This window comes from Catenuloplanes japonicus (assembly GCF_000717135.1).
Taxonomy (GTDB): domain Bacteria; phylum Actinomycetota; class Actinomycetes; order Mycobacteriales; family Micromonosporaceae; genus Catenuloplanes; species Catenuloplanes japonicus.
Genome location: NZ_JNXY01000008.1, coordinates 65,837 through 79,598 on the forward strand (window position 1 = coordinate 65,837; position 13,762 = coordinate 79,598).

14 protein-coding genes are annotated in these 13,762 nt (G+C 71.3%); 5 read left to right on the forward strand and 9 right to left on the reverse strand.

The window, feature by feature from the left end; genetic code table 11:
* Positions 1-5: 5 nt before the first annotated feature.
* Both OP04_RS14580 and OP04_RS14585 read right to left on the reverse strand, forming a co-directional pair.
* Entirely contained in the window at positions 6-665 is a 660-nt protein-coding gene (locus tag OP04_RS14580; protein WP_033340209.1) for a response regulator, read from the reverse strand.
* Positions 662-1,861: a sensor histidine kinase gene (locus OP04_RS14585; RefSeq protein ID WP_033340210.1), complete on the reverse strand. Its 1,200-nt coding sequence runs from the start codon at positions 1,859-1,861 to the stop codon at positions 662-664. The genes OP04_RS14580 and OP04_RS14585 overlap by 4 nt, the downstream gene beginning before the upstream one ends.
* A gap of 37 nt (positions 1,862-1,898) precedes the next feature.
* On the opposite strand from OP04_RS14585, the gene OP04_RS14590 reads away from it, so the two are divergent.
* Together OP04_RS14590 and OP04_RS14595 are read left to right on the forward strand one after the other, a co-directional pair.
* Positions 1,899-2,192, forward strand: coding sequence for a hypothetical protein (locus OP04_RS14590; RefSeq protein ID WP_051797900.1), 294 nt, complete (start codon positions 1,899-1,901; stop codon positions 2,190-2,192).
* An 11-nt stretch (positions 2,193-2,203) separates the two neighbouring features.
* Positions 2,204-3,007, forward strand: coding sequence for an alpha/beta hydrolase (locus tag OP04_RS14595; RefSeq protein WP_033340211.1), 804 nt, complete (start codon positions 2,204-2,206; stop codon positions 3,005-3,007).
* Between the two features lie 50 nt (positions 3,008-3,057).
* On the opposite strand, the gene OP04_RS14600 is transcribed toward OP04_RS14595, so the two are convergent.
* On the reverse strand, positions 3,058-3,996 hold the full coding sequence (locus OP04_RS14600) for a glycosyltransferase family 2 protein (RefSeq protein ID WP_033340212.1): 939 nt from the start codon (positions 3,994-3,996) through the stop codon (positions 3,058-3,060).
* Positions 3,993-4,814: a glycosyltransferase family 2 protein gene (locus OP04_RS14605; protein WP_033340213.1), complete on the reverse strand. Its 822-nt coding sequence runs from the start codon at positions 4,812-4,814 to the stop codon at positions 3,993-3,995. Before OP04_RS14605 ends, OP04_RS14600 begins: the two co-directional genes overlap by 4 nt.
* A gap of 300 nt (positions 4,815-5,114) precedes the next feature.
* On the opposite strand from OP04_RS14605, the gene OP04_RS14610 reads away from it, so the two are divergent.
* Together OP04_RS14610 and OP04_RS49650 are read left to right on the forward strand one after the other, a co-directional pair.
* A complete protein-coding gene (locus OP04_RS14610) occupies positions 5,115-6,368 on the forward strand; it encodes a glycosyltransferase family 4 protein (protein WP_033340285.1) in 1,254 nt (417 codons plus the stop codon).
* The gene (locus OP04_RS49650) at positions 6,365-7,402 is read left to right on the forward strand and encodes a hypothetical protein (protein ID WP_051797903.1); all 1,038 of its coding nucleotides are present in this window, start codon (positions 6,365-6,367) and stop codon (positions 7,400-7,402) included. The genes OP04_RS14610 and OP04_RS49650 overlap by 4 nt, the downstream gene beginning before the upstream one ends.
* 175 nt (positions 7,403-7,577) lie before the next feature.
* Here OP04_RS49650 and OP04_RS14620 read toward each other — a convergent pair whose 3' ends face one another.
* Complete coding sequence (locus tag OP04_RS14620; protein ID WP_051797905.1) at positions 7,578-8,555, reverse strand: glycosyltransferase family 2 protein; 978 nt, start codon at positions 8,553-8,555, stop codon at positions 7,578-7,580.
* Positions 8,556-8,787: 232 nt separating this feature from the next.
* On the opposite strand from OP04_RS14620, the gene OP04_RS14625 reads away from it, so the two are divergent.
* A complete protein-coding gene (locus OP04_RS14625; RefSeq protein WP_033340214.1) occupies positions 8,788-10,263 on the forward strand; it encodes a lipopolysaccharide biosynthesis protein in 1,476 nt (491 codons plus the stop codon).
* A 76-nt stretch (positions 10,264-10,339) separates the two neighbouring features.
* Here the strand turns inward: OP04_RS14625 and OP04_RS14630 are convergent, their stop codons facing one another.
* The 4 genes from OP04_RS14630 to OP04_RS14645 all read right to left on the reverse strand — a co-directional run bounded on the left by OP04_RS14630 (position 10,340) and on the right by OP04_RS14645 (position 13,565).
* A complete protein-coding gene (locus OP04_RS14630) occupies positions 10,340-10,516 on the reverse strand; it encodes a hypothetical protein (protein ID WP_157239825.1) in 177 nt (58 codons plus the stop codon).
* A 311-nt stretch (positions 10,517-10,827) separates the two neighbouring features.
* Positions 10,828-11,469 (reverse strand): PIG-L deacetylase family protein, encoded by a 642-nt coding sequence (locus tag OP04_RS14635; RefSeq protein WP_033340216.1) that lies wholly within the window; start codon positions 11,467-11,469, stop codon positions 10,828-10,830.
* Positions 11,469-12,311, reverse strand: coding sequence for a sugar phosphate nucleotidyltransferase (locus tag OP04_RS14640; protein ID WP_033340217.1), 843 nt, complete (start codon positions 12,309-12,311; stop codon positions 11,469-11,471). Before OP04_RS14640 ends, OP04_RS14635 begins: the two co-directional genes overlap by 1 nt.
* A 33-nt stretch (positions 12,312-12,344) precedes the next feature.
* On the reverse strand, positions 12,345-13,565 hold the full coding sequence (locus tag OP04_RS14645; protein WP_033340218.1) for a class I SAM-dependent methyltransferase: 1,221 nt from the start codon (positions 13,563-13,565) through the stop codon (positions 12,345-12,347).
* Positions 13,566-13,762: the final 197 nt, after the last annotated feature.

A 13,762-nucleotide genomic window follows, 5' to 3' on the forward strand; every position in this document is an offset into this window, starting at 1 on the left:
CACAATCACGGGCGTGCTTTGACCAGGCCGTGCTGGTACGCGTAGACGACGATCTGCACGCGGTCGCGCAGGCCCAGCTTGGTCAGGATCCGGCTGACGTGCGACTTCACCGTGGTCTCCGCGACGAACAGCGCGCCGGCCACCTCCGCGTTGGACCGGCCCTGCGCCACCAGCCGCAGCACCTCGTGCTCCCGCTCGGTGAGCGCGTCCGCCGGTCCGGGCGCGTCCGTCTCCGTGTCCGGCAGGTACGGCGCGAACCGCTCCAGCAGCCGTCGCGTGGTCGACGGCGCCACCACGGAGTCGCCGGAGTGCACCACCCGGATCGCGGCCAGCAGATCCTCCGGCGGTGCGTCCTTGAGCAGGAACCCGGACGCGCCGGCCCGGATCGCGGAGAACGCGTACTCGTCCAGGTCGAACGTGGTCAGCACCAGCACGCGCGGCGGGTCCGGGAGCGCGCGGATCCGGCGGCACGCGGTCACGCCGTCCAGCACCGGCATGCGCACGTCCATCAGCACCACGTCCACCCGGTGCGAGCGTGCGGCCTCGACCGCCTCCGCGCCGTCGCCGGCCTCAGCGACCACGGTCAGGTCCGGCTGCGACTGCAGCAGCATGCGGAAACCGGTGCGGACCAGCTTCTGATCGTCGACCAGCAGCAGCCGGATCATGTGTCTCCCTCGTTCTGTCGCAGCGGCAGATCCGCCCGTACCCGGAAGCCGCCGTCCGGTCCTGAGCCGACGGTCAGTGTCCCGCCGACGGCGCCGGCCCGTTCCCGCATGCCTGCGATGCCGTGCCCGCCGGTGCCCATCACACCGGGGCCGCCGCCGGTGTCCGTCACCTCGACGACCAGGAGCGACCGGCGCCAGGTCAGCGCCACGGCGGCGGTGGCTTCCGGGCCGCCGTGCTTGCGCGCGTTGGTCAGCGCCTCCTGCACCACGCGGTACGCGGTCAGGCCCAGGCTCGCCGAGACCGGTCGTTCGCGGCCCGTGACGCTCAAGGTCGCGGGCACGGTCGAGGCGGAGACCAGCGCCGGGATCGCGTCCACCCCCGGCTGCGGAGCGGGGTCGGCATCACCGGCCGGCCCGCGCAGCACACCCAGCAGCCCGCGCAGCTCGGCCAGCGCCTCCCGCCCGGTCGCGGAGATCGTGTCCAGCGCCTCGCGCGCCAGATCCGGTGCGGTGGCCAGCGAGTATCGAGCGCCGTCCGCCTGCACCACGATCACGGACACGTGGTGGGCGACCACGTCGTGCAGCTCGCGGGCGATCCGGGCGCGTTCCTCCGCGACCGCGGCCCGGTCCAGCGCCTGCCGTTCCCGCTCCAGCCGGTCCGCGCGGTCCGCGAGCTGCTGGTACCACCGCTGCCGGCTGCGGGTGGCGTCGCCCCAGATCCAGGCGATCGCGAGCGGTGCCGCGTAGACGCCGCCGACCACGCCGAGCCAGACGACCGCGCGTGCACCGGCCGGGACCACGGTCGTGCTCGCCGGATCGGTGATCAGCCGGGTCAGCACCAGCGCGGGCGCGGCCACGATCCAGAACAGGCCGGAGATCCTGGCCCAGCGCGGGCCGTAGGCCGCGACCGAGTAGAGCACCAGCGGGACCGCGAGGTAGACGGGATAGACCACGATCGCCGCGTTCGCCGCGATCTGCGCCAGGCCGGCGGCCACTACCAGCAGATATGCCGGTGTGGGGCGGAAGTGCCGGAGCACCATGGCGCCGAGCATCACGGCCAGCGCGGGCCAGACCAGCACGCCGGCGCCGCCACGCTCGTCGATGGCGAGCGGGACGGAGAGCGCACCCAGCGGCACCGCGACGGCCGCGGTCACCACCGCGGGGTGTCGCCGAAGCCACGCGTAGACCCGGTGCACGGACCGAGGGTACGTGCCCGCCCGTACCCTTGATCCCGTGAGCCCGCGCCGCAACCACCGCCGCGATGAGGGCGGCCCGGTCGACCGGGACCGCGCCCGTCAGGGGGTGCAGACCGTCCAGACCTGGAGCGACGGTGAGTGGCTGGTGCGCGGCGTGCCGCCGTCGAACGCGACGAAGGTCTACCGCTGCCCCGGCTGCCAGCAGACGATCCCGCCCGGCGTGGCGCACATCGTGGCCTGGCCGGCGGACGGGCGCGGCGATCTCACCGACCGGCGGCACTGGCACAGCGGCTGTTGGAAGGCCCGGGACCGCCGGCACCCGGGCCGCTGAGAGAGGACATCATGGCCCCGATCCGCGCGAACTCGATCCTGCCGGCCCGCCGGGAGGACATCGAGCTGCACACCGCCGACGGCCTCACGCTGGTCGGTGAGCTGGCCCTGCCGCTGGACGCGGATCCGGTCGCCACGCTGGTCTGCCTGCACCCGCTGCCGACGCACGGCGGCATGATGGACAGTCACGTGTTCCGCAAGGCCGCGTGGCGACTGCCCGCGCTGGCCGGGATCGGCGTGCTGCGCTTCAACACGCGCGGCACCAGCAGCACGCGCGGCACCAGCGAGGGCACGTTCGACAACGCGCAGGGCGAGCGGTTCGACGTGGCCGCCGCGATCGAGTACGCGGAGTTCGCCGAGCTGCCGAACGTGTGGCTGCTCGGCTGGTCGTTCGGCACCGATCTCACGCTCAAGTTCGGCTGCGACCCGTCCGTGACCGGCGCGATCCTGCTCTCGCCGCCGCTGCGCTTCTCGAAGCCGGAGGACATGGCCGTCTGGGCCGAGACCGGCAAGCCGCTGACCGCGCTGGTCCCGGAGTTCGACGACTACCTGCGCCCGGCCGAGGCGGTCGAGCGGTTCGCCGCGATCCCGCAGGCCGAGGTGGTGGGCGTGGACGGTGCGAAGCACCTGTGGGTCGGCGACGCGGAGACCGTGCTGAACGCGGTGGTCGCCCGCGTCACGCCCGGCGTCACGCTGCCGCTGCCGACGGACTGGGACGGCCCGATGGACGCCGGCGACAGCAGCGCCTACGCGGACCGCACGGTCGCCGCGTTCAACGACGTCCCGGTGACCGGGCCGGCACAGAAGAAGGCTTAGAAGCATCAGGGGGTACGGGGTGAGCGCTCACCCCGTACCCCCTGATGCTCTTAAAGCTCCTGCAGGCGGGGCATCTCCGCCGGGGCGGGCCAGCCGGCCAGCCAGGTGCGGCGCTGCGACCAGACCTCACGCCAGTAACCGGCCCGGCCGGTCGCCCGCGCGCCGGCCGCCCGGATGCCGATGCCGGTCAGCAGCAGCGCGCGCCCGGCCCGTGCCTTCGCCGGCGACCAGCGCAGACGCAGGTAGGTGGTCTTGCCGCGGAGCACCATCACGCGCTTGCCGACGCTGGTCGAGGACGCGCCGTTGACGTGCAGCACCTTGGCGTCCGGCACGAGCGTGGGCGTCGCGCCCGCGGCCGTGGCCCGCTGTGACAGGTCGATGTCCTCGCTGTACATGAAGTAGTCCGGCGTGAAGCCGCCCAGGCCGGTGAAGAGCGCGCGCTCGATCAGCAGCAGGCAGCCGGAACCGGCCGGGACCGGGCCGGCCAGGTCGCGCGGGCGGTCCGGCAACTCCTCCGGGTTGAGCAGCGCGGACCTCCGGAAGACCGTGGAGAGCCCGGTGGCGAAGCACAGGTAGCCCCACAGGCTGGGCAGCGCGTAGATCGAGCGGCCGTCGTCCGCGCCGTGCACGTCGAGCGTGCGGCCGACGTAGACGCGGGAGTCCGGCACCGCGCGGGCGAACGACAGGAACGCGCCGAGCACGTCGCCGACCGGTTCCGCGTCCGGGTTGAGCAGCATCAGGTAGGTGCCGGTGGCGTGCGCGGCGCCGGCGTTGACCGCACGGCCGAACCCGACATTGTGCGCGAGCCGGACCACGCGCACCTCGGGCAGCGCGGCCTCGATCGCGTCCGCGGAGCCGTCGGTGGACGCGTTGTCCACCACGATGACCTCGTAGGAGGCGATGCTGGGCTGCCCGATGAGCGTGCGCAGCCCCCGGATGGTCAGCTCGCTCGTGTTGTACGAGACCACCACCACGCTGATGTCGATCATGATCGGTGCGCTCCCGCCCGGCTCGACTCGTCGCGTTCCCAGGTGGTGCCCGGGGACCGGGTGGCCTGGTACGCCGCGATCATGGTCAGCGCGACGTAGACCACCGCGGCCGGGGCCAGCCAGGGACGCGGGAGCACCACGTCGCGCAGCCAGGACCACCTGTCCGAGGAGCGCGTCGCGCCGGACGACGCACGCAGCGACGCGTTGCCGGACCGGACCCGGCGCAGGCGGCGCAGCAGGTCGGCGGTGCGGCGCGGCGTGGCGACCACGGAGGCGGCGTCGTCGACCACCACGCGCTCGTCCGCACCGAAGAGCGAGTCGAGGAAGAGGTCGTCCGCCATCACGGCGGGAAACTCGTCGAAGCGTGACCGTCCGGCCGCGGAGAGCGCGATGACGCCGCGTCCGTAGAGCCCGTCGCGCATGGCCGGCAGCCGGTCGTGGATCGCGAAGTAGGCCCGGACCGCCAGCGGCCGGCCCGCCAGGTCCAGCTCGCGGCGCGGGACCGCGACCTGCGCGCCGGTGCGGCGCAGCGCGTCCGCGATCCGGTGCACCGCGCCCGGCGACAGCTCCACGTCACCGTCCACATAGATGCGCGGGAAGCCGGTGGCGACGCGGTCGCCCGCGTTCAGCGCCGCGGTCTTGGAGCCCTCGCCCAGTTCGATCACGCCGACGTCGCCGCGGCGGTGGGCGATGCCGGCGGTGTCGTCGGTGCAGCCGTTCGGCACCACGATCACCTGCACGCCGGGTCCGGTGAGGCGGTCCAGGCACCGGTCCAGGACGGCCGCCTCGTTGTGGGCGGGTACCACCACGCTGATCACTTGACGGATTTCCTTTCGCAGCAACGCATTGCGGCGGCGGCCGCGCTGAAGCGAGTCTTTCCGCGCGCCCGGTGAAATGGCAAGGAGCTCAACGTTGCGAAACCTGCCCGTCCGGTGCGTCATTTCCGATTTATCGCCTTCTCGAACGCCGGATGTCGTTTAGCCGACACGCTGTTTGGCTTAAGTGACCTTGTAAACACGCAGGCCAGACGGCCATTGTGGCTGGACCGGCCGCAATTTTGAGTACGCCCTGATGGCGTGACGCGGCCTTGCTTCGACCGTTCGTGGGGAGTGGTAATCGTGGCCAGGGACCGGCGGGCACACGTCGTGATCATCGTGGTGAATCTGCCCGTGGAACGGGATCGCCGCGTGATCCGCGAAAGCCTCGCTCTGGAGTCGGCGGGATACCGCGTCACGGTCATCTGCCCGCGCGGGCCGCAGGGCCTGACGCACCTGCCCGGCACCCGGGACACCGCGATCCGCTCGTTCCGCCAGCCGTTCGCCGGGTCGGGCGTGCTCAGCTTCGCCGGCGAGTTCGCCTGGTCGTTCCTGTGCGTCGCGCTCCACCTGCTCCGGCTGCTGGTCACCCAGCGTGTCGACGCGGCTCAGGCCTGCAACCCGCCCGACGTGTTCTGGCCGCTCGCGCTGATGATGCGCGCGATGGGCAAGCCGTTCGTCTTCGACCACCACGACCTCAGCCCGGAGCTCTACCGGGCGAAGACCGCCACGCCGAACGCGGCGGTGCTGCGGGTCCTGACCGTCTTCGAGCAGCTGTCGATGAAGTGCGCGTCCTGGGTGCTGTCGACGAACGAGTCGTACCGGGAGATCGCGATCGGCCGCGGCGGGCAGGACCCGGAGCGCGTCACCGTGGTCCGCAACGGGCCGGCCAGCAGCGAGATCACCCACGTGCCCGCGCCTTCGGCAGGGGGGCGGAAGCGGATCGTCTACCTCGGCGTGATCAACCCGCAGGACAACGTACGGGCCGCCGTGCTCGCCGCCGCCCGGCTGGCCGAGACGCGTGGCCGCGACGACTGGGAGATGGTGATCGCCGGCGACGGCGACAGCCTGCCCGAGCTGCGCGCGCTCACCACCGACCTGGGCCTGGACGACGTCGTGTACTTCGCCGGCTGGCTCGGCGGCGACGAGGTCGACGCGCTGCTGGCGTCCGGCACCATCGGCATCCAGCCGGACCAGCCGGACCCGATGTCCAACGTCTCCACCATGGCGAAGACCGTGGAGTACGTGGCGCGCGGCCTGCCCGTGGTCGCGGTCGACCTGCTGGAGACGCGCCGCACCGCCGAGGGCGCCGCGGTCTACACGCCGTCCGCGCTGCCGGAGGAGTTCGCCAAGGCGCTGGACGCGCTGCTGGACGACCCGGAGGGCCGGGACCGGATGCGGGAGATCGGCCTTCAGCGCTTCCACAGCCGGCTGGCCTGGGAGCACCAGGCGGCGGCGTACCTGTCGGTCTGGCGCGAGCTGGTCCCGGTGACCGGGAGCGTCGTGCCGGGCCGGCGGGCGCCGCTGCACGACACCGCGAACAGTGAGGCCCGATGAGCGACGGGAACCATACGAGGCCCTCGTCCGGTCGCGGGCGGCGCACCCTGATCGTCGCGATCGTGGTGGTGGCGCTGCTGGGCGTGGCCGCGGTCGCGTACGCCGGGCGGGGGAGTCTCTTCGGGGACGTCGCGTCCGGTGACGAGTACCGGCTCGAGTCGCCGATCCCGCCGTCGCCGCGTGCCTCCACCTCGGCGCCCGGTGGTGCGGGCGGGCTCGGCGCCTCGCCGGAGACCTCGGTGCCGCCGACCGCGTCCGGGCTCACGTCCCCGGCCGCGCCGGCGCCCCCGCCGGTCCCGGAGGTGGTCCGGCCGGGCGAGGGAAGCACCGGCGTGCCGGACGGCGTGACGCTGACGGCGTACACCGGCTCGCTGCGGATCACCCAGGCCGGCACCGTGATCGACGGCAAGCAGATCGACGGCTGCCTGGACGTCCGCGCGCGGGACGTGGTGATCAGGAATTCGAGGATCACCTGCGGCGACATCATGATCAAGATTGAGCAGAAGACCGCGAACCTCACCATCGAGGACAGCGAGCTCGACGGGAAGAGCACCGGGTTCGTCGCCGGCTACTGGAACTTCACGCTCCGCCGGGTGGACGTCCACAACCTGCAGGAAGGCCCGCGGGTCGGCAGCAACGTGATCATCGAGGACAGCTGGTTCCACGCGATGCGGTCCGCGAACTCGGACGAGGCCCACCAGGACCTGATGCAGACGAACGGCGGCTCCAACTCCACGGTCCGCAACAACGTCTTCGACGCGACGAGCTCGGAGGCGGGCGTCTCGTTCAACGCGGCGTTCCAGGTCGGCGCCGAGTTCGAGCCGCTGGAGAACGTGCTGGTCGAGGACAACTGGTTCAACGGCGGCGGCTACACGATCAACATCCGGAACGATCCGGACATCAGCAACGTGCTCTTCCGGAACAACGTGTTCGGCCCGCGGCACGGGTACGGCGCGGTATCCCGGGCGGACTCACCGGGCATCATCTGGGAGTCCAGCAACGTCTACGAGGCGAACGGCAAGGCCGTCTGGTAGCGCGTTCAGCAGAAAGGGGAAGGCCGATGCGCCTTCCCCTTTTGCCGTGAAGCCCCTGGTTTGTCTTTGGCCACGGCGAAACCGGCAGGGAGGAGCGCCAGCGACGACCGGTGCCCGCGGGAGCAACGCTGCCGGACCACCGCGTGAGTGGGAAAATCCGCCTTTGAAGTGGTTTTCAGAACCCGATCCCGGACGGCAGCGCGGACGCCAGCTCCATCGTCGCCCAGGTCAGCCCCATGCCGCCGCCGATCGTCACGCCGCCCTTGCGGACCGGCGTCAGGTCGCGTGCGCTCTCCAGCGCGCCGCGCATCGCGCTCCTGGCCAGCTTGCCCGGGTTCCGCAGTGTCCAGCTCGCGAACGCGCGCTGGAGCCGGCGCCGCTGCGTCTCCTCGATGTCCGCGTGCTGGATCGCCTTCCACAGCTGACCCGCGTAGTACCAGGTCAGCGCGCGCGGCGCGGCCTCGGAGCTGTAGTCGCGGATGTCCCGCTTCGCCGCGCGTGAGGTGAGCCGGCGGGGATGCTGCCGGTTCAGGTAGAGCGGCGCGGGGTAGACCGCGACCGGGCCCTGCAACGCCAGCTCGGCCAGCAGCACCCGGTCCGCGTTCCAGAACGGCAGCAGCCCGCGGGTGCGCGCGATCGCGTCCCGCCGGTAGACGCCGAACACGCTGAAGCAGGAGTGGCGGAACGAGGCCAGGTCCGCGAAACGCACGGCCGGGTCCGGATCGTCCAGCCGGATCAGCTCGGCCGGGAATCCCAGCGGTGCGCTGTGCTCGTCGATCAGGCGCACCTTGGTGAACGCGCCGACCGCGTCCGGGCGCGCGTCCAGCAGCTCCACGCAGCGCTGGAAGTAGGACGGGTCGTACTCGTCGTCCGCGGCCACCCAGGCGAACAGCGCGGCGCGGCTGTGCGCGAAGACGCGGTTGAAGTTGCCGGGCGCGCCGATGTTCTCCTCGTTCCGGGTGTACCGGAACCGCGGGTCGGCGGCCGCGAACTCCGTGGCGATGCGCGCGGTCGCGTCCGTGGACGCGTTGTCGCAGATCGTCACCTCGAAGTCGGTCCAGGTCTGGCGGCGCAGGCACTCCAGCACCGGCCGCAGGTAGCGCTCGCCGTTGTAGACGGGCAGACCGATACCGAGCCGGGGGACCGGACTCATCGCGCGGGCCTCCTCGGGAATCGTGGTACGTGCGACGGTTCTACCAGGCAATTCCCGGCCAGGGAACCCCCGGTCGGCTTTCCGCGCGGAACCTGGCCGTTCGGGCCGGGCGATTCGGAACCGGAGGTCGCGTTCGCCTTCCGAACCGTCAGCGGAGCAGCGCGACCCGGGCTCAGGATCATAAGATCAACTGATTGCCGATCGTACGTACGCGCTGCTGGGAGCCGTCGAATTGAGTGCAACACAGGTCCCCCACAGCAGCCGTACCGTCCGCAGCGCGGTCATCTGGTCCTATGTCCTCACCGGCGGCAACTTCGCGGTCACCGGCGTCGTCACGTTCGTGATGGCCGCGTTCGTGCCACCCGCCGAGTTCGGCGTGATGGCGCTGGCGCTGGTGTGGGTGACGTTCGCCCAGATGCTCATGCAGCACGGCCCGGCCCAGGCCGTGGTGCAGCGCGAGGACGTCACCGACCGGCACTTCGACGCCGCGTTCTGGAGCACGCTCGGCCTGGCCACGCTGTTCGCCCTGGTCTTCGCCGGGCTCGCCCCGCTCTGGGCGCTGTGGAACGGCACACCCCAGCTGGCCTACGTCTGCTGGGCGCTCGCGCCGGTGATCGTGTTCAACGCGCTCGGCGTCATCCCGGACGCGATCCTGCGCCGCCGGATGGACATGAAGCGCATCTCGCTCCGCGTCCTCACGGTCGGCCTGATCAGCGGCGTGCTCGGCGTCACCGCGGCCGTGGCCGGGCTGGGCGTCTGGGCGTACGCGATCCAGCAGCTCACCATGTCCGCGCTCACCGTCGCCGTGGTCTGGACCGTCACCGAATGGCGTCCGCACCGGACCGGCATCGGCCCCGCGTTCCGCGACCTGCGCCGCTTCTCCCTGCACTCGCTCTCCGAGGTCACCGCGTTCTTCGTCTCCAGCCGCATCGACGCGCTGGTCATGGGCGCGTTCTTCGGCCCGGCCGCGATCGGCCTCTACCGGTTCGCGGTCCGCATCGTGGAGATGGTCAACAGCGTCGCGGCCGGCGGCATCGGCCAGGTCTCGCTCGCCGACCTGTCCCGCCTCACCCAGGACCGGGACGCGTTCGGCCGCCGCCTCGGCCAGTTCGTGCACGCGGCCGCCATGCTGATGTACCCCGCGCTCGGCATCCTCGCGGCCACGGCCGGCCCGCTGCTGCGCCTGATCGGCGACGAGTGGTCGCCGGCCGCGGGCGCGCTGCGCGTGCTGTGCGCGGCCGGCGCGATCACCATGCTGGGCAGCATCCTGACCCCCGCGGTGCAGGCCGCCGGCCGTCCCGGCGTGGGCGCGGTGATCGGCTGGGTGGAGGCTGTGGTCGCCGCCGCCTCGATCGTCACGGTCGGCCTGCTGATGCGCGACGCGCCGGTCACCGCGCAGGTGCTGGCCATCGCCTGGACCGTGCTGGCCGTGCAGGGGCTGATGACCGCGGTGTACGTCTGGGTGGCGCTCTACCGCGTGCTGCACCTGAAGGCGCGCGTGGTGCTGCTGCCGTCACTGCCGCCGTTCACGGCCGGCCTGGCCGCGCTGGGCGTGGGCCTGCTGGTGGAGGCGCTGCTGCCGTCCTCCACCCACGTGTTCCTGGGCCTGGTGCTGACCGGCTGCGCCGCGGTGGGGGTGGCGGTGCTGCTCCTGCTGGGCCTGGACGGCCGGGTGCGCGGGCTCGCGCGGTCGGTGCTGCGCCGCTGACCGGGCCAGGGGCGTTGCCGAACGCGGGGCAGCGGGTGCTGCCGGACGCGGGTCAGGGGGTGTTACCGGACGCGGGTCAGGGGGTGTTACCGAACGCGGCGAGGCTCTCCGCCTTGCTCGACAGCTCCCGCAGGACGATGTCGAGCGCACCGTCGAACGTGGATGACCCCGGGGAGACGAGAACATCCACCGGCTGCGCGCGGACGTCGCGGAGCGCCGACTCGGTCTCGTGGACTGGCTCGGCGGTGCTCACGAACGGTTCCCCCGGCTGGATGCGCACAATGTGACCCTATTTTCCCACTTTTAACGTCACGCCGCCTCGCAAACGGCGCGCGCACGATGTCGGCGGCAGGGTGCAGGGTACCGGGTCTGCCGCACGTAATGGGGGATGGTTGTCCGTGTATCGCGCAGGTTGCACCGTTCGGAGGAACGGGGACGGCCGGGGAGACGGGGCCGGGACTGCCGCGTGCGGTGCGGTACCGGCGATGATCCTACGTCCCGTTCCGGCTCCCGCCGGACGATTTCCACCGGAACGGCGTTTCGTGGGAATTCCTGTCGGGGCCGTCATGCCAGGGCGAGCGTGAGTTTCCCGGTGTGGAACGCCTCCGCGTAGCGGCTGCGACACTCCATGCCGCGCAGCCGGGCCAGGCCGAGGAAGACCTCGTCGTCCCACCAGTCGCGGCCGGCCTGGGACGGGAAGTGCGCGTGCAGCAGCGCGACCTTGCGGCGTGCGGTCTCGTCCGGCATCGGCAGGTAGACCGAGGGCCGGCCCAGGTCGCCGTCCCACTTCGGGATCTCGTAGTGCAGGACCAGCGCGTCGCGGAACGCGGTCGGGGCCAGCGTGCCGAGCGCACGGTGGTCCTGGTGGGCGTCGCCGGACCAGGGCGCGATCACCAGGTCGGGGCGGGCCTCGCGCGCGGCCGCCTCGACCTGGTCCTTGACCGCGTCCCAGTGGGCGGGCAGCCGGCCGTCCGGCAGCCCGCCCAGGTCGAACGTGATCTCCGCGCCGGGCAGGAACGCAGCCGCGGCCGCGCGCGCCTCGGCCTGTCGTGCGGGGGTGCCGGTGGCCAGCACGTAGCGGACCCGGAGGCCGGGGTTCGCGGCGGCGAGCTGCAGGAGCAGGCCGCCGGCCGCGATCTCGACGTCGTCCGGGTGGGCGCCCAGCGCGACCAGCGAGCCGACCCCGGTCAGAGCGAGTGGGCGCATCAGGCGACGAGCGACGACGCGCGGCTGTGCTGGCTCGGCACGATCAGCTTACGGCCGCCGTTGCGGTTGTCGTCCCAGACCATCCAGGGGCAGTCGCCGCGGGCGAACATCTCCTCCAGCTCGGCCCGGTCCTTGAACGTGTCCGCGGCGCGCCAGAACCCGTCGTACCGCTGCGCCTGCAGTTTGCCCTGGGGGATCAGGCGGTCGAACGCGTGCGGGACCATGTCCTCGCCCTCGTGCAGATAATCAAAAATGTCCGGCTTCATCACGAAGAATCCGCCGTTCTCGTACTGCATCAGGTCGCGGACCTCGCGCACGCGGGTGACCAGGCCGTTGTCGCCCATCTCGACCACATGATGGGTGGAGACCGGCGGCACCGCGAGCATGCTGACCACGGCGCCGCTGGACCGGAACGAGGCGACGCTGTCGTCCAGGTCCGAGGCGGTCAGCGTGTCCGCGTAGTTGGCCAGGAAGATCTCCTCGTCCTGCACCTGCTCGCGGACCTTCATCAGCCGCTCGCCGATGGTGGCACGCAGGCCGGTGTCGATGAACGTGATGTTCCAGTCGCTGATGTCGGTGGAGAACATCTGGATGTCCCGGCCGCCCGCGGTCAGCGTGAAGTCGTTGGAGATCGTCTCGTCGTAGCGGAGGAAGTACTCCTTGACCGCGGCCGCGCCGTAGCCGAGGCAGAGGATGAAGTCCTTGTGGCCGAAGTGCGCGTAGTACCGCATCACGTGCCAGAGCAGCGGGCGGTCACCGATCAGCTGCATCGGCTTGGGGGCGGAGCCGGCGCCTTCCCGCATGCGCATGCCGAAACCACCACAGAAGAGGACGACCTTCACGCTGTGCTGCCTTTCTTCCTTGACTAGGGGGCTTCAGACCACGTCGAGGTGCGGGATGGGGAAGACCAGACGGCCACCCCACTCGCGCACGTACGACAGCTGGCTGCTGATCTCCGTGCGCAGGTTCCACGGCAGCACGAGCACGTAGTCCGGCTTGTCGATCGCGATGCGTTCCGGCGCCAGGATCGGGATGTGCGTGCCGGGCAGGAACATGCCCTGCTTGTGCGGGTTCCGGTCGACCGTGTACGCGACCAGGTCCTGCCGGATCCCGCAGTGGTTGAGCAGCGTGTTGCCCTTGCCGGGCGCGCCGTACCCGGCCACGGTCTTGCCCTCGGCGCGCGCGGTGTGCAGGAACTCGACCAGCTCGCGCTTGATCTGGAAGACCGCCTCGGCGAAGCCCTTGTGGCCCTCGACCGTGTGCAGCCCGGCCTCGGCCTCCGCCTCCAGCACGGACTTGACGTTCACCGAAGCCTCGCCCGAGTGGCGTGCGTGCACGCGCAGCGAGCCGCCGTGGCTGGACAGCTCCTCGACGTCGACCACGGTCAGGCCGGCGGTCGCGAGCGCGCGCTGCGCGGTCAGCAGCGTCAGGTAGTGGTAGTGCTCGTGGTAGATCGTGTCGTACTGGTTGCGCTCGATCAGCCGCAGCAGGTGCGGGAACTCCAGCGTGACCAGGCCCTCCGGCTTGACCAGCGCGGCCAGCCCGGCGCTGAACCCGACCAGGTCCGGGATGTGCGCGTAGACGTTGTTGCCCGCGACCAGGTCCGCCCGGCCGTAGCGTGCGGCCAGCGCGGCGCCGGTCTCCGCGCCGAGGAACTCCGACTCGGTGCGGATCCCCTTGCCGCGCGCGACCTCGGCGATGTTCGCGGCCGGCTCCACGCCGAGCACCGGGATGCCCGCGGCGACGAAGTGCTGGAGCAGGTAGCCGTCGTTGCTGGCGACCTCGGTGACCAGGCTCTCCCCGGTCAGGCCGAGCTGCGCGGTCATGGCCTCCGCGTAGCGGCGGGCGTGCTCGACCCAGGAGGTGGAGTACGACGAGAAGTACGCGTAGTCACTGAAGATGTCCTCGCCCGGGACGTACGCCGGGAGCTGTACCAGGAGGCATTCCGTACAGATGCGGACGTGAAGCGGGTAGAAGGACTCCCGCCCGTCGATCTGGTCGGCGCGGAGGAAGCTCTCGCAGAGTGGCGACATACCCAGGTCGACAAACGTCTCGGTCAGTGCGTTTCCACACAGCCGGCACGGGATTGTGTCCATAACTCCCACCTTGATCACAGCCAGGACCCGGCAACGGTAATGAGCCGTACCAGCCCACCGGAACCCGAAGTAAGAAATCCGTCACTCAGGCCTGTGACCTGCAGTGTTCGGTGGCAAGTGTGCCATGTGGCGGTTCCCGTGAACGGAGAAGATCACCGAATAATCACCCGACTGCCACAAAGTCTTTTTTGGTGGAA

Excerpts from the sequence above, each read along its gene's own strand:
- OP04_RS14635 (WP_033340216.1), bottom strand. The coding sequence starts at position 11,469 with ATGCGCCCACTCGCTCTGACCGGGGTCGGCTCGCTGGTCGCGCTGGGC.
- OP04_RS14595 (WP_033340211.1), top strand. The coding sequence starts at position 2,204 with ATGGCCCCGATCCGCGCGAACTCGATCCTGCCGGCCCGCCGGGAGGAC.
- OP04_RS14620 (WP_051797905.1), bottom strand. The coding sequence starts at position 8,555 with ATGAGTCCGGTCCCCCGGCTCGGTATCGGTCTGCCCGTCTACAACGGC.
- OP04_RS14580 (WP_033340209.1), bottom strand. The coding sequence starts at position 665 with ATGATCCGGCTGCTGCTGGTCGACGATCAGAAGCTGGTCCGCACCGGT.
- OP04_RS14600 (WP_033340212.1), bottom strand. The coding sequence starts at position 3,996 with ATGATCGACATCAGCGTGGTGGTGGTCTCGTACAACACGAGCGAGCTG.
- OP04_RS14645 (WP_033340218.1), bottom strand. The coding sequence starts at position 13,565 with ATGGACACAATCCCGTGCCGGCTGTGTGGAAACGCACTGACCGAGACG.
- OP04_RS49650 (WP_051797903.1), top strand. The coding sequence starts at position 6,365 with ATGAGCGACGGGAACCATACGAGGCCCTCGTCCGGTCGCGGGCGGCGC.